At 67.8% G+C, this 24,151-nt stretch carries 20 protein-coding genes and 1 pseudogene; 14 read left to right on the top strand and 7 right to left on the bottom strand.

The genetic code is table 11. From position 1 onward, the window contains the following. Window position 1 precedes the first annotated feature (1 nt). From H7K45_RS14635 to H7K45_RS14625, 3 genes are read left to right on the top strand one after another with little or no spacing between them, the layout of a single operon-like run. Window positions 2-1,621, top strand: a complete 1,620-nt coding sequence (locus tag H7K45_RS14635; protein ID WP_263996512.1) for a dipeptide ABC transporter ATP-binding protein — start codon at window positions 2-4, stop codon at window positions 1,619-1,621. 26 nt (window positions 1,622-1,647) lie between these two features. Beyond that, window positions 1,648-3,264: an ABC transporter substrate-binding protein gene (locus H7K45_RS14630; protein WP_263996511.1), complete on the top strand. Its 1,617-nt coding sequence runs from the start codon at window positions 1,648-1,650 to the stop codon at window positions 3,262-3,264. A 5-nt stretch (window positions 3,265-3,269) separates the two neighbouring features. Beyond that, window positions 3,270-4,481: an acyl-CoA dehydrogenase family protein gene (locus H7K45_RS14625; RefSeq protein WP_263996510.1), complete on the top strand. Its 1,212-nt coding sequence runs from the start codon at window positions 3,270-3,272 to the stop codon at window positions 4,479-4,481. 6 nt (window positions 4,482-4,487) lie between these two features. Here the strand turns inward: H7K45_RS14625 and H7K45_RS14620 are convergent, their stop codons facing one another. Genes H7K45_RS14620 through H7K45_RS14610 form a run of 3 tightly spaced genes read right to left on the bottom strand, consistent with a single transcriptional unit; the run spans window position 4,488 to window position 7,259 of the window. Further along, window positions 4,488-5,285 (bottom strand): NADPH-dependent oxidoreductase, encoded by a 798-nt coding sequence (locus H7K45_RS14620; protein WP_263996509.1) that lies wholly within the window; start codon window positions 5,283-5,285, stop codon window positions 4,488-4,490. Further along, on the bottom strand, window positions 5,282-6,286 hold the full coding sequence (locus tag H7K45_RS14615; RefSeq protein ID WP_263996508.1) for an aldo/keto reductase: 1,005 nt from the start codon (window positions 6,284-6,286) through the stop codon (window positions 5,282-5,284). The genes H7K45_RS14620 and H7K45_RS14615 overlap by 4 nt, the downstream gene beginning before the upstream one ends. 31 nt (window positions 6,287-6,317) lie before the next feature. Further along, window positions 6,318-7,259 carry a TauD/TfdA dioxygenase family protein gene (locus tag H7K45_RS14610; RefSeq protein WP_263996507.1) on the bottom strand — a complete coding sequence of 314 codons (942 nt, stop codon included), beginning with the start codon at window positions 7,257-7,259 and terminating at the stop codon, window positions 6,318-6,320. A gap of 268 nt (window positions 7,260-7,527) precedes the next feature. Between H7K45_RS14610 and H7K45_RS14605 the strand changes: the two genes are divergently transcribed. The 5 genes and pseudogenes from H7K45_RS14605 (at window position 7,528) to H7K45_RS14585 (ending at window position 14,687) form a co-directional block, all read left to right on the top strand. After that, on the top strand, window positions 7,528-8,457 hold the full coding sequence (locus H7K45_RS14605) for a LysR family transcriptional regulator (RefSeq protein ID WP_263996506.1): 930 nt from the start codon (window positions 7,528-7,530) through the stop codon (window positions 8,455-8,457). 156 nt (window positions 8,458-8,613) lie between these two features. Then, window positions 8,614-9,716: pseudogene (locus tag H7K45_RS14600) on the top strand (sulfate ABC transporter substrate-binding protein); the annotation flags it as partial. A gap of 8 nt (window positions 9,717-9,724) precedes the next feature. After that, entirely contained in the window at window positions 9,725-11,494 is a 1,770-nt protein-coding gene (locus H7K45_RS14595; protein WP_263996504.1) for a SulP family inorganic anion transporter, read from the top strand. Window positions 11,495-11,564: 70 nt separating this feature from the next. Next, on the top strand, window positions 11,565-13,589 hold the full coding sequence (locus H7K45_RS14590; RefSeq protein WP_263996503.1) for an SDR family oxidoreductase: 2,025 nt from the start codon (window positions 11,565-11,567) through the stop codon (window positions 13,587-13,589). Between the two features lie 66 nt (window positions 13,590-13,655). After that, window positions 13,656-14,687 carry a nucleoside hydrolase gene (locus H7K45_RS14585; RefSeq protein WP_263997015.1) on the top strand — a complete coding sequence of 344 codons (1,032 nt, stop codon included), beginning with the start codon at window positions 13,656-13,658 and terminating at the stop codon, window positions 14,685-14,687. Between the two features lie 3 nt (window positions 14,688-14,690). Here H7K45_RS14585 and H7K45_RS14580 read toward each other — a convergent pair whose 3' ends face one another. Genes H7K45_RS14580 through imuA' form a run of 4 tightly spaced genes read right to left on the bottom strand, consistent with a single transcriptional unit; the run spans window position 14,691 to window position 18,002 of the window. After that, entirely contained in the window at window positions 14,691-15,113 is a 423-nt protein-coding gene (locus H7K45_RS14580; protein ID WP_263996502.1) for an organic hydroperoxide resistance protein, read from the bottom strand. Between the two features lie 39 nt (window positions 15,114-15,152). Beyond that, the gene (locus H7K45_RS14575) at window positions 15,153-15,644 is read right to left on the bottom strand and encodes a MarR family winged helix-turn-helix transcriptional regulator (protein WP_263996501.1); all 492 of its coding nucleotides are present in this window, start codon (window positions 15,642-15,644) and stop codon (window positions 15,153-15,155) included. 50 nt (window positions 15,645-15,694) lie between these two features. Then, window positions 15,695-17,263, bottom strand: a complete 1,569-nt coding sequence (locus H7K45_RS14570) for a DNA polymerase Y family protein (protein WP_263997014.1) — start codon at window positions 17,261-17,263, stop codon at window positions 15,695-15,697. A gap of 31 nt (window positions 17,264-17,294) precedes the next feature. Then, a complete protein-coding gene (imuA', locus tag H7K45_RS14565) occupies window positions 17,295-18,002 on the bottom strand; it encodes a DnaE2-dependent mutagenesis accessory factor ImuA' (RefSeq protein ID WP_372512545.1) in 708 nt (235 codons plus the stop codon). A gap of 293 nt (window positions 18,003-18,295) precedes the next feature. On the opposite strand from imuA', the gene H7K45_RS14560 reads away from it, so the two are divergent. The 6 genes from H7K45_RS14560 (at window position 18,296) to H7K45_RS14535 (ending at window position 24,147) form a co-directional block, all read left to right on the top strand. Beyond that, on the top strand, window positions 18,296-19,918 hold the full coding sequence (locus H7K45_RS14560) for a S53 family peptidase (protein WP_263996500.1): 1,623 nt from the start codon (window positions 18,296-18,298) through the stop codon (window positions 19,916-19,918). Window positions 19,919-19,928: 10 nt separating this feature from the next. Further along, the gene (locus tag H7K45_RS14555; protein WP_263996499.1) at window positions 19,929-21,158 is read left to right on the top strand and encodes a zinc ribbon domain-containing protein; all 1,230 of its coding nucleotides are present in this window, start codon (window positions 19,929-19,931) and stop codon (window positions 21,156-21,158) included. Continuing rightward, window positions 21,155-21,874 carry a hypothetical protein gene (locus H7K45_RS14550; protein ID WP_263996498.1) on the top strand — a complete coding sequence of 240 codons (720 nt, stop codon included), beginning with the start codon at window positions 21,155-21,157 and terminating at the stop codon, window positions 21,872-21,874. The genes H7K45_RS14555 and H7K45_RS14550 overlap by 4 nt, the downstream gene beginning before the upstream one ends. Window positions 21,875-21,964: 90 nt before the next feature. Next, complete coding sequence (locus H7K45_RS14545; RefSeq protein ID WP_263997012.1) at window positions 21,965-22,945, top strand: alpha/beta hydrolase; 981 nt, start codon at window positions 21,965-21,967, stop codon at window positions 22,943-22,945. A gap of 49 nt (window positions 22,946-22,994) precedes the next feature. After that, window positions 22,995-23,243 carry a hypothetical protein gene (locus H7K45_RS14540; protein WP_372512544.1) on the top strand — a complete coding sequence of 83 codons (249 nt, stop codon included), beginning with the start codon at window positions 22,995-22,997 and terminating at the stop codon, window positions 23,241-23,243. A 1-nt stretch (window position 23,244) separates the two neighbouring features. Then, entirely contained in the window at window positions 23,245-24,147 is a 903-nt protein-coding gene (locus tag H7K45_RS14535) for a MerR family transcriptional regulator (RefSeq protein WP_263996497.1), read from the top strand. Window positions 24,148-24,151: the final 4 nt, after the last annotated feature.

Genomic DNA, 24,151 nt, shown 5'->3' with positions numbered 1-24,151 from the left:
CGTGACTTCTCCTGCCCTGTTGTCGGTGTCCGGCCTGACGGTGGAATACCGGATCGAGGACCGCAGGAACGCATCCCGCGGCGAAGTGGTCAGCGACGTCTCCTTCGACGTCGCCGGCGGCGACGTCGTCGCCGTGGTTGGTCAATCGGGTTCCGGCAAGTCGACCATCGCGCGCGCCGTCCAAGGCTTGTTGCCCGACAACGGGCGCGTCACCGCGGGACGCATTCTCATCGACGGCGCCGACGTCACCGACCTCTCCCAACGCGACTGGCGCCACCTGCGCGGTACCACGGTCGGTTTCGTGCCCCAGGACCCGCTCGGCTCCCTCGACCCGCTCAAGAAAGTGGGTGATCAAGTCGCCGAGGTCCTCATCGTGCACGGGCTGGCAAGTCGGCGGGACGCTCATCGGCGCGCCGTCGAACTACTCGATCGCGTCGGCATCCACGAACCCCAGCGGCGTGCCGGCGATCACCCCCATCAACTCTCCGGAGGGCAGCTTCAACGAGTGCTGATCGCGATCGCGATTGCGGGCGATCCCGGGCTGCTCATCGCCGACGAACCTACGTCCGCCCTCGACGTGACGGTCCAGCAGCGCATCCTCGAACTTCTCGACGAGCTGCGCGTCGAACGCCGACTTGGCGTCCTCTTCATCACTCATGATCTGGCCCTCGCCGAACACCACAGCGACCACGTCGTGGTACTCCGCGACGGACGAGTCCGCGAATCGGGTTCCACGGCAGAGGTATTGGTCAACCCAGCGGACTCATACACCCGTCAGCTCATCGCCGACGCGCCCGCGCTGTCGCCCGACAAGTACGCCCGCCCGCAACCACGGGTCGCAAGTGACGATCCGATACTTCGAGTACGGGGGCTCGGCAAGCGCTATGGTGACCACCGGGCGCTCCACGACGTCTCGCTCGACGTCCGCAAGGGTTCGATCCATGCCCTGGTTGGGGAATCGGGATCAGGCAAGACGACCGTCGCTCGGGTGCTCGCGGGTCTCGCGGGCTTCGACTCCGGCGAGGTCTCGGTCGACGGGGCCCTTCGAGGTCCTGGCAGTCCCCTCGGCGGCACACGGCAGCGCGCGCAGGCGCGAACCCTGCAGATGGTGCATCAGAACCCGCTTGCGGCACTGGATCCACGGTTCACCGTCGGTGAGGCCATCGCAGAACCATTGCGCATCAACCGGATTGGGTCGCGTACACGACGTCGCCATGACGTGGTGCAAGCCTTGGAGCGTGTAGGGCTCTCGCCGGATCTGATCGACCGAACCCCGCGGGAGATCTCCGGCGGTCAACGTCAGCGGGTCGTACTCGCGCGAGCACTGGTGCTGCACCCACCGATCCTCGTACTCGACGAGCCGACGTCCGCGCTGGACGTGACCGTGCAGGCGCAGGTCGTGGATCTGCTCGTCACCCTACAACGCGAACTCGACCTCACGTACCTGTTCATCTCTCACGACCTGAGTCTGGTGCGCCAGATCGCCGACGACGTCAGCGTGCTCGAGAGTGGTGAGGTGGTCGAGACCGGCCCGATCGCCGACGTCTTCGACGCCCCGGCCTCGGCATACACCAGGCGCCTGATCGCCGCGATACCCGGCGCTCCGGCACGCGCGGCATGAGGATCTCCCGGAGGTTGACCCTCAGCATGGCGTCTGCGCTGGTGCTCTGCTCCCTGGCGGGCTGCGGCAGCGACCGACCGGCGCCGTCCACACCCGGCGCCCGCGGTGGGGATCTGACGTACCTGGACGCCGAAGCGCCCGCATCCCTTCAGATTCAGGTGAGCTATTGGCAAAACAGCCTGCTCAAGGATCAGCTGCTCGACCGTCTGGTCTACCAGGATCCGAAGACCTTCCAGTTCGTCCCGTGGATCGCCGAGAAGTGGTCCGTTGACGCCTCGAAGCGGGTGTACGAGTTCACCATTCGCAACGGCGTGACCTACAGCAACGGGCAGCGCCTCGACGCCGAGTCGGTGCGGCGCAACCTGCAGTGGGAGGCCGACGGTGACAAACCCAAGGGCGTCACCCGTAACAACTACTTCCCCAAGGTCGCATCGATCACCGCCGACGACGCCCGTCGAACGGTGCGGGTCACGCTCACCGAGCCCTACGCGGCATTCATCCCCGTGTTGTCACTGAACACCTCTGGTTTGGTGGCTGACGCGACGATCGACGCCAGCAAGGAACAGCAGTCGGTCATCACCAACCTGATCGGGTCGGGTCCCTTCTACGCTCAATCAGAAGTCCCCGACAAGAAGATCGTGCTGGCCAAACGTCGCGGCTATGACTGGGCCCCGGCCACCGCTCCCCATCAGGGTGAGGCGTACCTCGACACCGTCACCGTCATCCCGGTCACCGAGGACGGCGTCCGGGTCGGGGCATTGCGCGCGGGCCAGGCCGACGCCATCAGGTACGCCCAGCCCCCTGACGAGCGCCTGCTTGCACGGGAGGGCTTCGACGTGCGGGGTCTGCGCACGCCAGGCCTGGCCAACACCCTCGACATCCGTCAGACCGCCCCGTTCATGCGGGACGTCAACGTACGCAGGGCCATTGGCTACGGGATCGACCGCACCGAAATCCTTCACACGCTCTACACCGACAACTGGAAACCAGCGCAAAACATCGTCACCAAGAACTTCCCCGGTTACACCGACCGCAGCGACGCCGTCAGGTACGACCCCGCCCAAGCCGTCCGCGAACTCGAGTCGTCGGGCTGGACGCGGTTGGATGGCGACGGCTATCGGGTGAAGGACGGTCGGGAACTGTCCGTGAAGATCTACGTGGACGTCTACGACCACACCGCCAAACCGATGTACGAACTCATCCAGCGGCAATTGAAACGGATCGGCATCCGGCTGGTCATCCGCCAGACCGACTTCGCGAACTATCCCACCGCCAGCATCGAGGAATCGGTCGGGCTACGACGCAACGGCTGGCCAACCGCCGACCCGGTGCGCCTCTGGCAGAACTACGACAGCAAGGGCGGAGACCTCTACGCACTGAAGGGGTCCGATCCTCGGATCGACGAGATGTTGCGAGCCCAGATCACCGCCACCGATCCCGTCCAGCGTGAACGAATGCTTCGGCAATACAACGACTACGTCATCGACAACGCCTATTCGATACCGCTTCTGGAGGACACGCAGATCTTCGCCGTCGCACCACGGGTACAGGGCTTCGAGAATGCGGCCAATTCGGTGCCCTGGTTCTATGACGCCTGGATCGACGACCAACGCACGGGGCCGGCACGGTCCGGAAGGGATTGACGAAGTTGACGACTGAGCTGATTGGTTCACGATCGACCACGACCGGCGAGGAATTCGCCGACGTGCTGGCCGCCGTTGCAAAGGACTACCGGCGCCGACTGAACGAGGGCGGCCACGAACCGCCCGAGCTCGGCCTGCGGCTCGTCAGGGAACACCGGCTCGGCGCAGTGCGGTTGGCGCGCGAATGTGGCGGCGGCGGATACTCCGTGCCGCAGTTCTACGGTCTCATCATCGAGCTGGCCGATGCCGACCCCGATCTCGCGCACATCCTGCGGGTGCACTTCTCGGTCGTCGAGGAGTTGCAGCGGGTGCCCGCCCGACCCGACCGCGAGCGGTGGACATCGTTGGTCGCCAACGGATCCTTGATCGGCGGTACCAGCTCCGAGCTGAGCAGCACCGCTGTCGGCGGCCAGAGTTACGACACCAAACTCCTCACCGACGCCACGGGACTTCGGCTGAACGGCAGGAAGTTCTACAGCACCGGCGCCCAGTTCTCCGACTACCTTCGAGTCACCGCCGAAGACGAGCGCGGGACCCCGGTCGGCGTGTTCATCCCCGCTGACCGCCGAGGCGTCGTGCACGCCGACGACTGGGACGGCATCGGGCAGCGCCACACCGGCAGCGGCACCACGCTCTTCGAGAACGTCGAGGTGGCGCCGGGGGACGTCGTCCGGTTGGGCACGAGCGCCGGCGTCGACCGGGCTCGTGGCGCCCTGGTTCAGCTGTACCTGCATGCCGTCGCGGCCGGGATTCTCCGCAATCTCACGACGGAGGCGGCTGCCCTCGTTCGACACCGCCACCGCACGTACACCTTTGCCGCCGCCGGGGCACCTGCCGACGATCCTCAGCTCCTGGAGATCGTCGGCGAGATCGACGCGGTCGCCTACGCGGCCACGGCCCTCGTCCTCGCTGCGGCGGCCGAACTCGCACCCGCACTGGATGCCGCTCGCGCAACCGGAATCGACGGCGGCCTCGAGGCGAATGCCGCGATCGCGGCGGCCCGCGTCAAGGTGGCGATCGAGGAACCCGCCCTGCGTGCCGCCTCCCGCATCTTCGACGCGGGTGGGGCATCGTCTATCCGTGCGTCGGCTCACCTCGACAGGCACTGGCGCAACCTCCGAACACTGTTCTCCCACAACCCGACGGTCTACAAGGCGCGGGTGCTCGGCGATCTCGCGGTCAACGGATCACCACTGCCGGATTCGGGGTTCTTCTAGGGGGGCTCAGCGCGACGGCAAGCCCAGGCGGGCCAGTTGGTCGCGCAATCGGTGACGGCCCGAAAGAGATTGCGGGCCGGCAAGTCTGGTTACCACCCGCTCACTCCAGTTGCCGGGGAGGCCGAACCGCGTGTTGTAGGCGGCCAGCCGCTCGTCGTAGGCGGGCAAATACGCGTCGGCGACCTCCGAGCGGTACTGCTCGCGGTGAAGAACCGCCTCGCGAGGCAGTCTCGGCTTGATGCCCGCGTTCTCCGACGGATCCGGGGAGCCGATCGCCAGCCCGAACGCCGCGACGGCTCGTGGTGGCAGCGCCAACTCCGCGGCCACCTCCTCCGGATGGTTGCGCATCGCCCCGACGTAGACCGTGCCCAACCCGAGCGACTCGGCGGCGATGACGGCGTTCTGGGCGGCCAGCGCCGTGTCGACGAAGCCGATGATCGTCGTCTCGAGGTAGTCCGTACCGTCCAGCGGTGTGCCAGCCCGGTCCGCGAGCCGCCGGGCCCGGCTCAGGTCGACGACCCAGACCAAGAAGACCGACGACTCGTTGATGAACTGCTGGCCGTTGGCCAGTGCCGCCAAGCGCGCCTTGCGATCCGGGTCGCGGACGGCGATCACACTCCACGCTTGGAGGTTGGACGAGGTCGCCGCCGACTGAGCGGCAGCGACGACCGCCGCCAATTGCTCGTCGGTGACGGGCCTTGCGGTGAACTTGCGCACCGAGCGATGGGCGAGTTGCAGTGCGATCGTCTCATTGTGGACGGCCAGTGCGGCGTCGGGATCGCCGTAACGACTGATGATGGTCACACCGACGACACTCTCACCGTCGGCGCCTCCGTGCCGAGGTTCTCCGGTCGGATGGACCGGTGACCAGCCACCTGCGCGGCAATCGCGTCGAGCCGACCCGACTGCTCGTCGGTCAGGGTGACCTCGAGTGCGCCGACGTTCTCGCGAAGGAACTCCACATGCCGGGTGCCGGGAATCGGCACCACGTCGTCACCCCGCGACAGCACCCACGCCAAGGCGACCTGGCTAGGCCGGACTCCGATCTCGGCGGCCACGGCGGCCACACCGTCGGCGAGGGTGCGGTTCCGCTCGAACGCGTCGTCGGCGAACCGGGGATGCTTCCGGTGGGTCTCACTGACGTCGGCAGGCGTCCGCACGCTGCCCGACAACCAACCCCGCCCCAGCGGGGAATAGGGCACGATGCCGATGCCCAGCTCGCGCGCCAGTGGCACGGTGTCCTCGACGTCCCTAGTGAACAGCGACCATTCGTTCTGAATGGCGCTGATGGGGTGGACGGCGTGGGCTCGACGTAGCGTCTGCGGACCCGGTTCGGACAACCCGAGATACCGGACCTTGCCCTCGTCCACCAGCTCCGCCAGCGCCCCCACGGTGTCCTCGATCGGGACGGCGGGGTCGACGCGGTGCAGGTAGTACAGGTCGACGTGATCGATGCCGAGCCGGCGCAGCGAACCCTCGATCGCCGTCCGAACGTATTCGGGCCTGGCGTCCAGCTTTCGCGGATTGGTGTCGCGGTCGAGAGTGTTGCCGAACTTGGTGGCGATCACGAGCGCGTCCCGCCTCCCGCGGATGGCACGCCCGAGCAGGATCTCGCTGAACTCCGGGCCGTAGACGTCGGCGGTGTCGAACAGCGTGACACCGAGGTCGATCGCCGCGTCGACGAGCGCGGTCGCCGCCGTCTCGTCGTCGGGCCCAGCACCCGTGCGAAAACTCATGAAGCCCAACCCAATCGGCGCGACCACGGGTCCGCCGGTGCCGAGCTGACGTCGTGCAGCCTGTGTCATCGATGTCCGTTCGTCGGTGTGGCCGGGACCGTCAGGAGCCGTAGAACGGCTGACCCGAGACCAACTCGGACTCGCGTCCGTCGACGCCCTTCGGTACGTCGCCCTCCAGGGTGACGCGGTACAGCACCCGGTCATGATCCAGATGCCCCGCATCGGAGATCGCGAGGTGCGCAGTCGCCCGGTTGTCCCAGAACGCAACGCTACCCGGCGCCCACCGGAAGCGAACCGTGTACTCGGTGCGGGTCGCCTCCTCCCACAGCAGGGCCAGGATGCGCTCACTCTGCGACGGACTGAAACCCCGGATCTCGCGGGCTCCCCTGGTGAATCCCGGGCTGACGAAGAGCGCACGCTCACCGGTGACGGGATGCACGCGCACCGCCGGATGCCAGGCGACCAGGTTGGCTTCCCGCACCTTCCGGTCGCGCTGGCTGCCTTCGGCCGCGCGCGCGTTGAACTGGTGCTTGATGTCGAGCTGGTCGACGAAATTTCGGAGGTCCTTCGGCAGATTCTCGTAGGCCGCAACGAGATTCGTCCACGTCGTGTCTCCGCCGTAGGGCGGAAGGATGTGTGCCCGCAGGATGGAGGCGGCCGGCGGGTTCACCAGCGCGGTGACGTCGGTGTGCCAACTGTTGTCGTATGACGTGCGCTTGCGACCGAGGCTCGCCTCATAACGTCGACTGTCGATGGGAAAGATCTCGGGAAAGCCCTCCGGAGGGTTGTCCTCGTGTGGATGTGCAGGCGTCACCTTGCCGAACAGTCGAGCGAACGCGACCTGCTCGGCGTGTCCAATCTGCTGATCGCGGAAGAAGACGACCTTGTGCCGGTGCAGCGCGCTGCGGATCTGTTCGACCACGCTTGCCTCCAGTGGGCCGCGCAGGTCAACCCCGCTGATCTCGGCGCCGATGTATCCGGCGAGCGGAACGACGTCCAGCCGGGTGTCGGTGAACGGGTGGGCGTCCTTGAGTTCGGTCATGGGCTGACTCCCTTGTGGTGGCGTACGCGCGTCGTGACACCAGCTTCGGATCGCTGACGCCGACGTACAAGGCCGAGCGGCTACCGGAAACCTTTAGCGCTGCTTAACTTCCCGAACGGGGATCCCGCACGCATTACATCCGTCCTGATTCCTACCGCCGCCATCGCGTCGTCACAGCTCAGCGCGCTCCGTGGCGCTCCACCAGGCGGACTCGCCAGCTCGTCGGGTCTCATCGGTGCGATGATTGGGCCACACGGAGGGGAGGAGGGTGGCAGTGCTCGACCTACGACGAATGGCCCTGCTGTGCGACCTTGCCGACCTCGGTTCGGTGACCGCCGTCGCCGAACACAGGAACATCACCGGTTCGGCCGTATCGCAACAGCTGCGCGTCCTCGAGGAGGAGACCGGTGCGATCCTCTTCCGACGAGACGGCCGGACTCTCGGGCTCACCCGCAGCGGCGAGGTCCTCGTCGACCATGCCCGCAAGGTTCTCACCGCCGTCGACGAGGCGATGAGTGCGGTGGCAGCCACTCGCGACGGCACGACCGGCAAGGTCGCGATCGCGGCCTTCAACATGGGCATCCCCACCCTGGCGGCACCGCTGATGCAGCGGCTGAGTGCGACCGAGCCAAACCTGCGAATCGAGGTGCAACAGGAGGTCAGCGCCGACGCCCTCCGGCTGCTGCGCCAAGGGCAACTCGACCTTGCCATCACCTGCCATTACGACTTCCTTGGCGACGACTCACTCGGCGGTCTCGCGAATGAGGTCCTGCTCCACGAGCCACTGGTCCTTCTGGCCCCCACCGATCTGCACCTGCGCATCCGGAGCGGCGGTCTGATCGCGCTCTCCGACGTCCCGTGGATCACGGGTCCGCAGAACTCGGGTCTCGGCGCGGCCGTGGTGCGCACGGGTGAAGGCGCCGGATTCACACCGCAAATCAAGCACCGGCTCGTCGGCGCGCAGAACATCTGCGATCTTGCTGCCACCGAGACCGCCGCGGCGATCGTGCCGCGGCTGTCGGTGCCAGCCGCTCTGAGCGGACTCGTCGTGCCAGGACTCGACGTTGGCGGCCGGACCATCAATGCGGCGGTGCGCGCGGGCAGACAGGGAGACCCCAACATCGCCCTGATTCTGTCCACGCTTCGCGCGATAGCCGCCGATGCGTTGCCCGCCGAGGAATTCAGCGTCGCCTCCTGATCGGGGGCACGACCCCGGGTACTTTCCCCGCAGGGAAACACTCGTGAAGTCGCTGTTTGGGCGGCTTTCGAATCAGAGCGATTCTCGGCGATGTCGCGTCGCCGACCGTTCACTAACGTCAGCTATCCGGAGTGCCGAGCGACGAGGGATTCGCCAATGACAGATGCGCCCGAGGAATGGCCTCGACGTGCCCGTCGACTGTCAACCCTCCCCTGGCTCAACGTGCTCGGCGTCGTCGCCATCGTCGTGGCCGGGGTCCTCATCACGGTGCGCAGCCTTCCCGACGACAGGCCCAATCAGCTACTCAACGTCTCCTACGACCCGACGCGCGAGGTCTACGCCGCCCTCGACCAGGCGTTCGTGGCCGAGTATCGCGAGCACACGGGCATTGCGTTGGACGTCAAGCAATCCCACGGCGGCTCCGGGCGGCAGGCGCGTGGCGTCATCGACGGCTCCGAGAAGGCGAACGTCGTGTCATTCGCGCTCGTGAGCGACGTCGACGCCCTCCAGAAGCGTGGGCTCATCGCGCCCGACTGGCAGAAGCGGCTGCCCCACGATTCGATCGCCTACACGTCGACCATCGTGTTCGTGGTCCGAAAGGGCAACGCCAAGGACATCCACGACTGGCCCGACCTGGTCAAGGATGGCGTCTCCGTCGTCACGCCCGACCCGAAGACGTCCGGCAACGGCCAGTTGAGCTTCCTCGCGGCGTGGGGTTCGGTCACCACCAGGGGCGGCAGCTCGGCGCAAGCGTTGGACTACCTCGAGCAGCTCTATCGGCACGTGGCCGTCTTCGATGCGGGCGCGCGGAGTTCGGCGACGAGCTACTCCGTCCAACAGGTGGGCGACGTCCACCTGACGTGGGAGAACGAAGCGCTGCGGGAGGTCGCCGACAGCAAGGGTGAGCTGCAGATCGTCTATCCGCCGACGAGCATCAAGGCCGAGCCCGCCGTGGCCTGGGTCGACGCCAACGACGAGGACCCCGAGACCGCCGCGGACGCCAAAGCCTACTTGCGATACCTCTTCACCGATCCCGCACAGGAGTTGTTCGCCCAATTCGGCTATCGGCCAGTCAATCCCGCCATCCTGGCCAAGCACCTCGATCGACTGCCGAATCTCGAGCTGTTCCCCGTCACGGCAATCGCCAGGGACTGGGACGACGCCAAGCAACGATTCTTTGGTGACAACGGAATCTACGACGTCGTCGCCGCGTCGGCGCCCGCGGCGCCGGGACGCATCGTTCCCAACGGCCGGGGAGGCTAGGCAGATGGGTCGTATACGGGACTACTCGTGGACCAAGGGCAGGAGCGATCTGGTCGCCGGGTTGACGGTCGCTGCCGTCGCACTGCCACAGGGCATCGCGTATGCGTTGATTGCGGGAGTCGACCCCAAGTACGGCGTGTATTCGGCCATCGTGGTGACGGCGGTCGCGTCGATCGTCGGCTCCTCTTCGCACCTGATCAACGGGCCGACGAGCGCCATCTCGTTGCTGGTGTTCAGCTCGTTGGCCTTCGTCGACCCCGAGAATCGCACGGCGCTGTTCGAGGCACTGTTCATCCTCGGCGTGCTCGTCGGTGCCATCCAGATATTGATCGCAGTCTTCAAACTCGGTGACCTGACTCGTTACATCTCCGAATCGGTGATCATCGGGTTCATGCTGGCGGCGGCGTTCCTGCTCGCCGTCGGACAGATCGGCAACGCAATTGGGTTGAAGGACAAGGGCAACGGCAACATGCAGGTCTTGCATCGCCTCTACCTCACCCTGTTTCACGGCGACGGGATCAATCTTCGGGCGGTGTCGTTGAGCGTCACCGCGATCGTGGTGGCCGTCGCCCTCCGCAGGCTGGTCACGCGGTTCGGCTGGCCGCAGGTCGACCTGCTGAGCGTACTCATCGTCACCGGCCTCATCGCGTTCTTGGCGGGCTGGTCGATCCCCGGAGCCGACGGCAAGTCCGCGGTCGCGGTCGCCGCCAAAGTTCCGCAAAGCCTTCCCACGCCGCACATCCCGGCACTGGACGTCGGCTCGCTTGCGCAACTATCGGAAGGCGCGTTGGCGATCGCCTTCATCGGCTTGATCGAAGCGCTGTCGATTGCCAAGGCGATCGCCCATCAGTCGCACCAGAAGATCGACTACAACCGCCAGATCCTCGCCGAGGGGCTGGCCAACATCACCGGCGGATTCTTCCAGGCCGTCCCCGGGTCGGGTTCGCTGTCCCGGTCGGCCATCAACTTTCAGGCGGGTGCCGCGACCCGATTCTCCGGCATCGTCTCTGCCGCTACGGTGGCAATCGCACTCCTCCTGTTCGCACCGCTGCTGCACTACGTTCCGACGGCCGCGCTGGCAGGGCTGCTACTGGTCACCGCTGTGCGCCTCGTCGACTTCCGGCGGCTGCGCGCGACGGTGAAGGCTTCGCGATACGACGCCGGACTCGTCGTGATCACCGCGCTGGCTGGCGTGCTGTGGGATTTGGACAAGGCCGTGCTGCTCGGCATCGCGCTGTCGATCCTGTTGTTCGTTCCGCGCGCGGCGAAGCTGAAAGCCGCCGAACTGACGATCACCCCGGAACGCGTCGTACGCGAACGCCTTCCGGACGATCCGGCAGACCCGCGGACCGTCATCGTCGACCTCGAAGGCGAGTTCTTCTTCGGCGCAGCCCCCGAACTGGACCGCTACTTCGACGCCCTGAGGAGCCGCATCCACGACGACGGTGTCCAGTTCGTCATCCTGCGCCTCAAGCGGGTACGCGATCCCGACGCCGTGTGCATCGAGCGTCTCGAACACTTCCTCCGCGAGGAGAACGGCCACGGCGCCACCATCCTGCTCGCAGGGGTTCGGCCCGACACGCTGAAGGTGTTGAGCAACATCGGGTTCCACGAATGGTTTCCGGCCGAGCAGGTGTTCCCCGAGGAGGACCAGGAGTACTCGGCCACCCTCCGCGCGGTACGATACGCCCGCACCAGACTCGGGCTCGACGAACCCAGCCCTCGAGCCGTCCCGGTCGAACGGGGCGAGGATCCGCTCTACTACCTGGTCTGACATCCGGTCCCTGGCCGCTGCTGAGAACTCATGGTTGACCTTTGCCGAAACTAGGGCGACCATGGCTCGCATGCGCTATGTCGTTACCGGCGGTACCGGGTTCATTGGCCGCCGCATCGTGTCGGAGATCCTGGCCAAACACGACGACGGTGAGGTTTGGGTCTTGGTGCGCCGCGAGTCGCTGTCGCGGTTCGAGCGGCTCGCCGTCGACTGGGGCGAGCGCGTGAAACCCTTGGTCGGAGATCTCACTTCGGCCGACCTGGGCCTCACCGACGCCGACGTCGCCCAACTTGGGTCCGTCGACCACGTCGTGCACTGCGGCGCCGTCTACGACATCACGGCAGACGACGAGTCCCAACGGGCCGCCAACGTCGACGGCACGAAGGCCGTAGTCGACCTGGCGTCACGGGTCGGCGCCACCCTGCACCACCTGTCGTCGATCGCGGTGGCCGGCACCTTCCCCGGCGTGTTCACCGAAGACGACTTCGACGTCGCGCAGGACCTGCCGACGCCGTATCACCAGACCAAGTTCGAGGCCGAGATGCTGGTGCGGGCAGCACCCGGCTTGCGGTACCGCATCTACCGGCCCGCCGTCGTCGTCGGCGACTCCCGTACCGGCGAGATGGACAAGGTCGACGGCCCGTACTACTTCTTCGGACTGCTCGCCAAGTTGGCCGCGCTGCCCCGATACACGCCGATCATGCTGCCCGACACCGGACGAACCAACGTCGTGCCCGTCGACTACGTCGCCCAAGCCGTCGTCGCGATCATGCACGTCCCCGACCGCGACGGCCAGACGTTCCACCTGACGGCACCGAAGTCCATGGGGCTCAAGCACATCTACCGCGGCGTCGCGAAGGAAGCAGGCCTGCCCCCGTTGCGCGGCTCGTTGCCGGGATCGCTCGCGGCTCCAGTCCTAGCGGCGACCGGGCGCGCCAAGGTGCTGCGCAACATGGCCGCCACCCAGCTGGGCATCCCCGCGGAGGTCCTCGACGTCGTCGCCCTGGCGCCAACGTTCACCTCCGACAACGCCGTGGAGGCGTTGCAGGGCACCGGGATACGGGTGCCGGAGTTCGCGTCGTACGCGCCACGGCTGTGGCGGTACTGGGCCCGGCACCTCGACCCGGACCGCGCCCGCCGCGACGACCCCGCCGGAGCACTGGTGGGTCGGCACGTCGTCATCACGGGCGCGTCCAGTGGCATCGGTCGGGCCTCGGCGATCGCGGTCGCCGAACGCGGAGGTCGGGTGTTCGCGTTGGCACGCAACGCCGAGGCGCTCGACGAGTTGGTTGCCGAGATCCGCGACGCGGGCGGCGAGGCCTACGCATTCACCTGTGACGTCACCGATTCGGCGTCGGTGGAGCACACCGTCAAGGACATCCTCGGGCGTTTCGGTCACGTCGACTACCTGGTGAACAACGCGGGTCGCTCGATTCGGCGGTCGGTGTCGGCGTCGACCGACCGGCTGCACGACTACGAACGCGTGATGGCGGTGAACTACTTCGGGTCGGTGCGGATGGTGCTTGCGCTGCTGCCGCACTGGCGCGCACGTCGGTTCGGGCACGTCGTCAACGTCTCGAGCGCGGGCGTACAGGCCAGCAGCCCGAAGTACAGCGCCTACGTCCCGAGCAAGGCAGCACTGGACTCGTTCGCCGAAGTGGTTGGCAGCGAGACGCTCTCGGACCACATAACCTTCACGAGCATCCACATGCCGTTGGTCAAGACGCCGATGATCGCGCCGTCGCGCAAGCTAAACCCGATGCCGGCCATCACCGCCGACCACGCCGCGGCGATGGTGATCCGCGGACTCGTCGACAAACCCGCCCGGATCGACACGCCGGTCGGCACGCTGGCCGAGGTCGGGCACTACGTCGCCCCGGGTTTGTCTAGGCGCATCCTGCACCAGTTGTATCTCGGCTATCCCGATTCGCCGGCCGCGCGCGGTGTGGCGACCCCATCCGACGACCGGACGGGTCACCCGCCGGCGCGACGGCCGAGACGGCCCGCACGCGTGCTGGGTCCAGGGCTCGTCCATCTGCGGACCCCGGGCCCGATCAAGAGGGCCGTTCGACTGGTACCTGGTGTGCATTGGTGAACCCCCCGCCCTAGGGTTGGCGGTGTGACGAACGGTGTGGGTACGGGTTCGAACGTGACGACGCGCGTGCCCGTCTTTGCCGACGTCGACACCGGTGTGGACGACGCGATGGCGCTGGCCTACCTGCTCGCCAGCGACGACGCCGACATCGTCGGCATCGCCTCGACCGCGGGAAACGTTCCCGTCGACCAGGTCTGCGTCAACAACCTCGGACTGCTGGCCTTGTGTGGGGTCGACGACATCCCGGTGTCGAGGGGTTCCGAGCGGCCGCTGGCCACTCCCCTGCGCACCGCGGAGGACACCCACGGCCCGGAAGGACTCGGGTATGCGCAGCTACCCGTCGGGGATCTCCGGCTCACCGACTACGACGCGGCCACCGCATGGGTCCGGGCGGCCCGCGAGCACCCGGGTGAGCTGGTCGGCCTCGTCACCGGACCTCTGACCAACCTGGCGCTCGCCATGCGCATCGAGCCGGGCCTGCCCCGACTGCTTCGGCGTCTGGTCATCATGGGCGGCGCATTCGACTACCGCGGCAACACCACCCCGGTGGCCGAATGGAACATCAGCGTGGACCCCGAGTCGGGCTCGGAGGTGTTCACCGTGTGGGGTGCCGCGTGGGGGCTCGACGAACCCGCCCATCTGCCAATCGTATTGGGGCTCAACCTGACCGAGCACGCCATGATGACACCGGCGATCCTCAGCCGACTGGCGGCGGCCGCCGGGTCGGCCACCACTCCCATGAGCGTGCTCGACGACCGCGGGACCAGGTCGGCGGCGGCCAATCCGCTGATCCGCGTGCTCGAGGACGCGATGCGTTTCTACTTCGAGTTCCACTTCGATCAGGGCGAGGGCTATCTGGCCCACCTTCACGATCCGCTGGCCGCCGCGGTCGCCTTGGACCCCGACTTGGTGACCTACCGGCAGGCGACGGTGGACGTGGAACTGACGGGCACCCTGACCCGCGGGATGACGGTCGCCGACTGGCGGGGGCACTGGGGTCGACACCTCAACGCGCACATCGGAGTTGGCGTCGACCCGGAGGTGTTCTTCGACCGGTTCATCACGCGGGTGGGGCCCTTCGCCGCCGCCCTGGGGTGAGCGTCAGTCGTCGGTCACGACGAGGGTGACGTCGATGTTGCCGCGGGTCGCGTTGGAGTAGGGGCACACCTGGTGGGCCTTCTCCGCCAGAGCCTGGGCGGTGGCGTGGTCGACGTTGGGCAGGGTGATCTCCAGTTCGACCGCGAGGCCGAAGCCGCCGTTGTCGAGCGTGCCGATCGACACCCGCGAGCCCACGGTCGAATCCGAGACGTCTGCCTTCTCCTGCCGGGCAACCAGCCGCAAGGCCGAGTGGAAGCACGCGGCGTACCCGACGGCGAACAGCTGCTCGGGATTGGTGCCGTTGCCGCTGCCGCCCATTTCCTTGGGGATGGCCAGCTGAAAGTCCAGCCGGCCGTCGGAGCTCCTGGCCTGCCCGTCGCGGCCCTCGCCGGTGGCCAACGCCTCTGCGGTGTACAAGGTCTTCATCGTGATTCCTTCCTAGTGCGGGCCTGACTGGCCCGTGGGTCATTCCTGGGTGGTTCGAGGACCCCGTGACGACGCGGTGAGCGCGTCGGCAAGCTGCCGTACCGCGTCGCGCAGATTTGCGGCGTCGCCCTCGGTCATGCCGGTGGAGGAGAAGAGGCTCTCGGGAATGCACTGGGCGCGCGCCTGCAGCTCGAGTCCGCTCTCGGTGAGGGTGACCTCGACGAGCCGCTCGTCGGCCTGCGATCGCCGGCGGCTGACGAATCCGTTGGCCTCCAACCTCTTCAGCAATGGGGAGAGCGTTCCGGAGTCGAGGTGCAGACGTTCGCCGAGGTGGCTCACGGTGACCCCGGCCGCGCCGCCTGGACCCGCGTCGTCAGAGGCCTCGGCGGCCTCCCACAGCACCAGGAGCACCAGGTACTGCGGGTAGGTGAGGTTCATCTCCGTCAAGACCGGTCGATACGCGGCGGTCATCGCCCGTGACGCCGAGTAGAGGGCGAAGCACAGGTGCTGATCGAGGCTCAAGACCGCCATGTCCGAACCGTAGCTCACAATTCAATTGTGTACAACCGTTACGCCAATCCCTACTCGTAGACCCCCTCCAGAAACCACTGCCGCTGCCGGTAACACAGCAGCATCGCCCGGTCGACGACATCTCCCCGACCCCGGGGTTCCTCCACCAACACCTGCACCCGCGCCGTCCGCCCGGCCCTGCCCGACTCCTGCGGGTCCCACCACCTCTCGTCCACCGCCCACGGACCGGCCCACCACCTCAACCGGCCCGGTTCGCGACCGTCCCCGGTCAGCCGCGCCGGATCCGCCGAGAACAACCCCCGCCCCGTCACCCGAACCGGATTGCCCTCGGCGTCGAGCAGTTCCACCGGATCGTCGAGCAGGACGGCCGGTGACGGCTCGGGGAGCTGCCCGGGCCAGGGCTGTCCCGGGTCGGCCCGGGGCACGGGTTCGTCACCCAGTGGCGTGAAGGTGATGCGCTCGGCGGGGCCACGGCCGCCGCTGAGCACCGGAACCTGCACCGAGTCCGGCCCCAACAATCCCTGCACACGGACCAGCGCCCGGCGGGCCCGCAACCGGTCGTCGTCACCGGAGGAACCCCACAGCGGCAGCTGCAACGCCGAGGCCGACACCACCTCCACCGGGTGCAGCCGCAGCATCGTGATCGGGCCACCCAGCCCCGTCTGACCGCCGTCGCGCCGACGGTTGAGCCAGCCGTCGAGCTGCCAGCGCACCCGGTCGGCGGTGGCATCCTCGGTCAGCGGCTCGGCGCACCGCCACACCCGGTGCATCTCCTCACCGTTGGCGGTGACCGCGTGGATGCCCAACCGCGTACAGCCGACCCCCGCCGCCTCCAACCGACGATGCAACTCGCCGGCCAGCGAGCGGCCGGCGAAGGCGGCGGCGTCGACCCGGTCCACCGGCGGGTCACAGTCCATGACCGCGTCGAGCTCCGGCGGCGTGTCCCGACCCGAGGGCCCGCGCATGGACTCCCCGCGGGCGAACCGGTGGGCCGAGACCGCATCGGCGCCGAACCGGGAGGCCACGTCGGTCCGGGAGAGGGCGGCGAACTGCCCCATGCTGCGAATTCCCATGCGCCACAACAGGTCGGCCAAGTCGTCACGACCCGGTGCCGACAAGCTCGGCTCGGTGGCCAACTGCCGGATCGACAAGGCCGCGAGAAAGGCGGCGTCGCCGTGGGGTTCGACGATGCACCCGGCCCGCGCGGCGAAGACCGCGGTGGCCAACTGGTCGGCGATGCCGACCTGACACTCCGCGCCCGCCGCGGCGACCGCGTCGACCAACTTCTCCGAGGCCGACTGCTCCGACCCGAAGTAGCGGGCCGCACCTCGCACCGACACCACCAGCAGGCCGGGCCGCAGCACCTCCGCCCGGGGCACGACCTCGTCGACGGCCGCCGTCACGCCCTCGAAGTGCCTGGCGTCGCGGCCGGGGTCGGCGGTGACCACGTGGACACTGGGGCAGCGCGCCTGGGCCTCCCGACGCCGCAGCCCCCTGCGGACACCGGCCGCACGCGCCGACGCCGAACACGCCACGACGCGATTGGCCAGGGTGACCACGACGGGATCGGTCGCCGGCAGACCCGTCGCGGCCGCAGCGGCCACCGCGGGCCAGTCCATGCACCAGATGGCCAGCACTCGGCCCGGCACGTCATCCGCCCGCTACTCGGGCGAGACCGACGCAGCGACCTGAGGCCTTGGTGGTCAACCGCACCCGGTTTATTCGTCCGCATCCCGGCACGGGCGCGCCGGTACCCGCACCGGTGACCTCGAAGCCGCTGACCCTGGACTCCATTCGTGCCGAGGCGCCGTGCCAGTCGCCGTCGACGACCAGCAGGGTGCATCCCTTCTGCCGCGCCCGGGCCGTCACCGCCCGCGCCCTGGTCGGTGCGACCGACCGGCCGCCCAGACCGAGCACCACCAGATCCAGTCCGTCCATCAGCACCGCGGCCACCTCCACCGGATCGGCACCCGGGTCGGGGATGACCGCAAGCCTGCTCAGATCGGCGCCCATCTCCACCGCGGCGAGCAGGCCCACGTGTGGCTGACCCACGATCGCCGCATGGCCACCGGCCGCCGTCACCGCGGCCACCAATCGCAGCGACAGGGAACGGGCCCCCGACAGCACCGCGACCGAACCCCTGGGCAACGAGTCCGGAAGCAGTTCCGACAGCGATTCCGGTACTGGCAGCAAATTTTCCGAGGCCGGAATCGAGGCCCGGGATGGCATGGAACCGCGGTGCGTCGAACCCGCCGTGGGCGACGTGCGTCCCGACACCTCGGCCATCTTGCGCCGGAGGTGTTCGACCTGTTCAGCACGGCTTTTCCCGGACTGAGTCACATCCATCACGACTGCCACGAGAACACCTTCCGCACCATCCGACTCGTTACCTCATTCGAAAATATGTTCGATTGGACGAGTAAACACTCACCCACCGACACCGTCAAGCAGTCGACCCCGACGGGAAGGCACCACTACGCCCCCAGTGAAATAGCCGGGTGCCCACACCCGTGGTCAGCTAGAGTTTTGGCACCGGAACCCGCTTCGGAATGGGGCTGGTGCGCGCGTCAAGCACCCCGGACGCCGCGGAATCGCCACGCGATTCGCCGAAGACGAGCGTTGGCAATTCGGGGATTAGTGAGGACGGCATCATGACAGCCTCACGAACCAGGCACTCCACGACCTGGCCCTGGCTGCTGCCCGTCATCATGCTCGCCGTGCTGGCCCTGGCCTCCGACCTGAGAGTCACCCCGGGCACCCAGTCGCCCAACGTCATCGACGGACCGTTCGCCTCCCTGCTGGCCGCCTCCGTTGACCTGGGACCGTCCCACGACGAGCACGTCCAACTCACCGCGATGCTGCGCGACGACCGTCGTCCCGCGGCGCTGATGGACTGGGCGAGCCATCACGGCCTCGCCGTGCAATGGCGAGACGACGACAGTTGGGCCGTGCTGGAGGGTCCGCCAGACCACGTGGCGGCCGCCTTCGCCGTCGAGGTCCACGACTATCGCGGTCAACGCGGACAGCAGTTCTACGCCTCACCTCAGCAGCCGCAGGTCCCCGGGCCGCTCCAGGGGGAAGTGCGACAGTTGGGCCGAATCCTCAGTTACACACCACATCACGAATCGCGGCCCGACTTCGTGCCCCTCGACGTTCCCGACCGCGGACTGACGCCCGACGCCCTGCTCAACACCTACAACGCGGCAGGCCTGGCGCGTAGCGGCTTCACCGGCAAGGGCACCACCATCGTCATCTTCGCGTTCAACGGGTTCGCCCAGTCCGACCTCGACACCTTTTCCACCCAGAACGCACTTCCCACGTTCACCCCCACCGTCGTCGGCGACCAACTCAAGGAGCCGTACGGCGAGACCACCATGGATCTCGAAGTCGCCCACGCGATTGCGCCCGACGCCAAGCTGGTCGTCGTCAACGCCCGCCCGACCGTCCAGGGGGACGGTGCGTTCCAGAAGATCGGACAGATGCTCGAGGACACCAATCGCCAATTCCCCGGCGCCATTTGGAGCCTCTCGATCGGTTGGGGGTGCGACAAGCTGCTCACCGCAGCGGATCTGGAGCCGGTGCGCTCCGCACTCGTCGACGCCCACGAGAACGGCACCACGGCATTCAACGCCAGCGGCGATCTCGCCGGCCTGGAATGCAAGGGCGGTGACGACTGGGACTCCCCACCCGGACCGGCCGACGTCGGCCTGGATTCCATTGCCTCCCTTCCCGAGATGACCAGCGTGGGCGGCACCACCCTGTCCACCGACGCCAAGGGCAAGTGGCTCGCCGAGCAGGCCTGGTTCGACGTTCCGCTGTCCCAAGGCACCGGCGGCGGCGTCTCGACACTGTTCGACCGGCCGCCGTGGCAGCAGGTCGCCTCGGGACAGATTCCCGCCGACCGCAACACCGGCAAGCGACTGACACCCGACATCTCCGCCGTCGCCGACCCCTTCACCGGCGTGAAGATCGTGCTCAACGGCGACAACGTCGTCGGCGGCGGCACCTCGCAGTCGGCACCCATCTGGGCGGGACTGACCGCGGTGATGACCCAATTCCTCAAGGAGAACGGCGGTCGCGAGATCGGCGACATCAACCCACTGCTGTACCGGATGGCCCAGGGCGCGCCCCTGCCCGCCTTCCGGGACGTGACACTGGGCGGCAATGCCGTCGACACCGCGGGACCGGGCTACGACCTGGTGAGCGGCCTGGGCACCCCCGACGTCGACAACCTCGCCCGCAATCTGCTGACCATCCAGAGGATCATCCAGTGAGGACCGAGGCATGAGTACCGAGAGCGACGTCGGCAGCCCCACTCCGGGCATGGTCGAGTGCCAGGTGTGCAAGGTCGAGGTACCCGAAGGCGAATTCTGCGGACTGTGCGGCATTCCCCTCAGCGAGCACGACGCCGGCGGGCCAGGGTGGCTGCGGGCCACCGCCTACAGTGCGTCACCACGGGAACACCTCTTCCGCCCCAACATCGTCAGCTCGCTGTTCCCCCACCTGTCCCCCGGATCCCGCATGCCGTTCCTCGTCGGCCTCCTGGTGATCTTCGGCGCGCTGCTGGCCACCAGCATCCTTCGGCTGCCGGCCGCGCTGATCACCGTCGCCGCACTGGGTTTGCCGCTGTTGTTCCTGATCTATCTGCAAGAGTCCGACGTCTACGACGACGTGCCCACCGGAACCCTGGTCGCCACTGCGGGTTTGGGCATCGGCCTGGGTGTGGGGTGGGTGCTGCTCACCGGCGCCGTCGTCGCCCAGGCCTACGACGTCGGCCTGGGCATGGGCATTGCCGGATCCCGCATCCTGCGCGACGGACTCGGCGTCCCCATCGGCGGGGTCGTTCTGATGCTCGTCCCCGTCGTGGTGGTGAGACTGGTGCGGCCCGGATCGCGAGAAGCCCTCGACGGCTTCGCCATCGGCGCACTCGGTGCGCTGATGTTCACCGCCGCGGCCCAGATGACCCGGCTGTCACCACAATTCGCGGGCGGCATGATCGCCAGGTCGCGACCCATGAACGGGCTGATCGTCGAGGCCGGCATTCGCGGAATCGCCGTGCCGCTGACCGCGGCAGCCGTCGGCGGTCTGATCGGCACGGCGCTCTGGTTCACCCGCCCGGAGAACAAGAAGCACCAGCACCGCAACTACGTCCGCCTCGTGGTGGCGGTCTTCGCGCTGGTGGTCCTCGTGCTCTACGCCGGTCTCGGCCTCGTCGACGTGGCCAGGATGCCCCAGCTGCTGCAGCTCACCCTGCATCTCGCCGTGGCCGCGGCCGCATTGCTGGCACTGCGCGTCGGCCTGCATCTGGCGCTGCTGCACGAGGCGCACGACGAAATCCTGTCCGACCACCCGCTGCTGTGCCCGCACTGCGGACACGTCGTGCCCGACATGGCGTTCTGCGTGGCGTGCGGAGCCGCCACCCGGGCGTCGTCACGGTCATCCCGACAAGCCCGGCGTGACACCAGGCCCGTGCGGGTCGACGCCGAGGACGAAACCGGGTCCGACGACGCATGACCACGATCGTCCAGGGCTACTCCACCCACGCGGGTACCTACACCGCGCCGGCGCTCCACAAGACCTCGCACCGCCGACTCCTCGTCGTCTGGGTCGCCGCCATCGGCTTGGTCGCCGCGGGCTTGGTCGCCATGTCGGGCGCCCTGGAGAAACCGTCCGCCCGGTACGTGTGCCCACCGGACTGCGGGCGGCCGCCGCTGGGCCTTCCGGTGACGGTCAACCCCCGATACACCGCGCCCGACGGCGCATTCTCCGTCGCCTATCCAGCGGAGGGCACGGCCTACAACGTCACCACCGGCGACCACGGCGTCACCGCCGACCTCCTCGCAGGGGACGGCGGCACCCTGCGGTTGTTCAGCGAGCCCGCCGGCGGCCGCACGCCGAAGGACATCGCCAACGCGCTGGTCAAGAAGACCTTTCCGGACACCAAGATGGCCTACGAGATTCCCAACGCGATGGTCGGATACCAACCGGGCTACGGCCTGGTCGCCGACTGCTGGCCCCAGGGCTCCAACGCCAGTTACAGCCGGATGCGGTTGGTCGTCATGGTCGCGATCAAGAACGACCTCGCCCTGGTCGCTGGCGCGGTCGGTCCGTATCACGCGTTCGGGCCCGACTTCGGTTCCGGCAAACCGTCGGCGGCCAATCTGCAGATAGCCCTCGACATGGGTAAATACGTCAACAGCTTCCTCTGGCGCGGCGACCCGCTGCGCTGACTCAGCCGTGAGAACCGGTGCGGGCGGAGTCTCCGACGGCAAAAGGTGACATTGACAAATGTCACCAATGGTTGGTGTACTTTCGTCGTGATCATCGACACCATGCCGAGGCGGGGTTCCCGGCGGTCGCGGGCCGCCGCTGCGGTGAGCGGCTTGACCTTGCGACAGATCAGCGCGGTGTTACCGCCCGAGCGCGCCTGGGGATTGTGGACGTCGCGGCGGATCGTCGAGCGGATCATGGACACCTTCGGGCCCTCGCTGGCCGGCACGGAGGTCGACCGGGTCGACGTCCGCCTCGACGACGGACGTCGCGTCGTCGGCGAGTGGGTCAGGGGTGCCGGGGTCACCACCATGTCCGACCAGTGCGTGTACTTCCTCCACGGCAGCGGCTTCGCGCTGTGCTCACCCCGCACCCACCGCAGGCTGACGGCCTGGCTGTCGCGACTGACCGGGCTGCCCGTGTTCTGTCTGGACTACCGACTGGCCCCGCGCCACCGGTTTCCCGCCGCCGCCGACGACGCCCGCGCCGGTTGGGAATGGCTCTGCACCACAGAGGGATTCACGCCCGAGCGCGTCGTCATCGCGGGCGACTCGGCCGGTGGGCACCTCGCCGTCGACCTGCTGCTGCAACCCGACGTCGCGCACCCTGCCGGACTCGCCCTGTTCTCCCCCTTGCTCGACCTGACGTTCGGCCTGGCACGCGCCCGAGAGGAGCTACGCCCAGACCCTGCCATCCGGGCCGTCGACGCCGCGAAGCTCATCGGACTGTATTGCGCCGGAACCGACCTCACGCATCCCCGGCTCACCCTCGACGTCGCGGGTGGCCGGCGGATGCCGCCGACCCTGGTCCAAGCCGGCGGCGGTGAAATGCTGGTGTCGGACTCCCGACGTCTCGCCGCCGACATCACCGCGGCGGGAGGTGACTGCGAATTGCAGGTCTGGCCGGACCAGGTGCACGTCTTCCAAGCCCTCCCGCGGCTGACCCCCGAGGCTGCACCGGCGATGCGGGACGTGGCGGCGTTCATCGCAGAATCGTTGCGGGGCAACGCGGCCGAGCGGGCAGTCGGGTGATCAGGATCATTCCGTTCGCCTCATCCCCTGCGGACCGCCCATCCTGGTGATGGACGACGCTTGGGACGGCATCGAGCACCACCTGGACGTGCGGGCCGAGGCTCAGCACCGTCACGAGGAGCGCCTGACAGCGGTCGGATTCAGCGCCTCGATGCACCCAGGGGTCGCCACGCAGTATCTTCGAGGGATGCGCGACTTCACGCTCGACGACTACGAGGCGGTACCCTCGGGTCCCGGCGTGACCGGGGAGCCCTCGCGGCGGGACGCACCCGTCGTGGGAATCGGTTCGTCGGCCTGACGTGCCGCCCGCCAAGCCGCCGCGGCAACAAGCGGGCGCAATCTCGACGATCCTCAACGGGCTTCGCCGGGCGCCGCGGCAGATTCGGCGGGGTTCGCGCGACGTCATCGAGAACGCGGTGTCGCAGTTGTTCGACGCCGCCGTGCAACCCCATGGCGTCGCGGCGTCGGGTGAGTACCGCATCGACGAGCTGGCGCGGCTGGCCGGCACCACCACACGCAACATTCGGGTGTACCGCGACCGTGGCCTGCTGCACCCGCCGCTTCGGGTCGGCCGCATCGCCCTGTTCAACGACACCCACCTCACCCGGCTGCGGCTGATCACCTCGATGCTCGACCGGGGCTACAACATCTCCCACGTGCACGAGATGCTCAGCGCCTGGGAGGACGGCAAGAACCTCGGCGACATGCTGGGGTTGGAGTCGGCGATCGCGGGCAGCTGGGCCACCGAGAAGCCCGACCGGATGCCGCTCGACGACGCCAAGGCCCTCATCGGCGACGACGCGGCATTCGACCGGATGGTCGGACTCGGCGTCGTCACCGTCGACGACGACGTCGCAACGGTGGTGCGGCCCAAGCTGATCGAAGCCTTCAACGAGATCAAGCAGTATGGCGTCAGCACCGAGAAACTCGTCGACATCCACGAGCAGACCGAACCCCTGATCGACGAGATCAGTGCCATCTTGGTGCAAGCGGGGGTCGAGCACGTCCTCACGCGCATCAACCCTGGCGCGGCCCTACCGCCGGATACCGAAGTGGCAGAACTGATCACGATGCTGGTGCGGTTCCGCACCCAAGCCGTCGCCGCCGTGTCGGCGACCCTGGCCTTCTCGATCGAGTCGACGATCGAGTCCTCCGTCAGTCAGATCCTGGGCGACCTGATCGAGAAGTCCGAAGACCTCTGAGGGC

This window comes from Mycobacterium yunnanensis (assembly GCF_025823185.1).
Classification (GTDB): Bacteria; Actinomycetota; Actinomycetes; order Mycobacteriales; family Mycobacteriaceae; genus Mycobacterium; species Mycobacterium yunnanensis.
The sequence above is the reverse complement of the archived record's forward strand: the minus strand, read 5'-3'. Positions and strand labels throughout refer to the sequence as shown.

Bases quoted from the DNA above. Each gene is read 5' to 3' on its own strand.
- H7K45_RS14630 (WP_263996511.1), top strand. From the start codon at position 1,648: ATGGCGTCTGCGCTGGTGCTCTGCTCCCTGGCGGGCTGCGGCAGCGAC.
- H7K45_RS14615 (WP_263996508.1), bottom strand. From the start codon at position 6,286: ATGACACAGGCTGCACGACGTCAGCTCGGCACCGGCGGACCCGTGGTC.
- H7K45_RS14610 (WP_263996507.1), bottom strand. From the start codon at position 7,259: ATGACCGAACTCAAGGACGCCCACCCGTTCACCGACACCCGGCTGGAC.
- H7K45_RS14595 (WP_263996504.1), top strand. From the start codon at position 9,725: ATGGGTCGTATACGGGACTACTCGTGGACCAAGGGCAGGAGCGATCTG.
- H7K45_RS14590 (WP_263996503.1), top strand. From the start codon at position 11,565: ATGCGCTATGTCGTTACCGGCGGTACCGGGTTCATTGGCCGCCGCATC.
- H7K45_RS14580 (WP_263996502.1), bottom strand. From the start codon at position 15,113: ATGAAGACCTTGTACACCGCAGAGGCGTTGGCCACCGGCGAGGGCCGC.
- H7K45_RS14575 (WP_263996501.1), bottom strand. From the start codon at position 15,644: ATGGCGGTCTTGAGCCTCGATCAGCACCTGTGCTTCGCCCTCTACTCG.
- H7K45_RS14570 (WP_263997014.1), bottom strand. From the start codon at position 17,263: ATGGACTGGCCCGCGGTGGCCGCTGCGGCCGCGACGGGTCTGCCGGCG.
- H7K45_RS14560 (WP_263996500.1), top strand. From the start codon at position 18,296: ATGACAGCCTCACGAACCAGGCACTCCACGACCTGGCCCTGGCTGCTG.
- H7K45_RS14555 (WP_263996499.1), top strand. From the start codon at position 19,929: ATGAGTACCGAGAGCGACGTCGGCAGCCCCACTCCGGGCATGGTCGAG.
- H7K45_RS14550 (WP_263996498.1), top strand. From the start codon at position 21,155: ATGACCACGATCGTCCAGGGCTACTCCACCCACGCGGGTACCTACACC.
- H7K45_RS14540 (WP_372512544.1), top strand. From the start codon at position 22,995: ATGGACGACGCTTGGGACGGCATCGAGCACCACCTGGACGTGCGGGCC.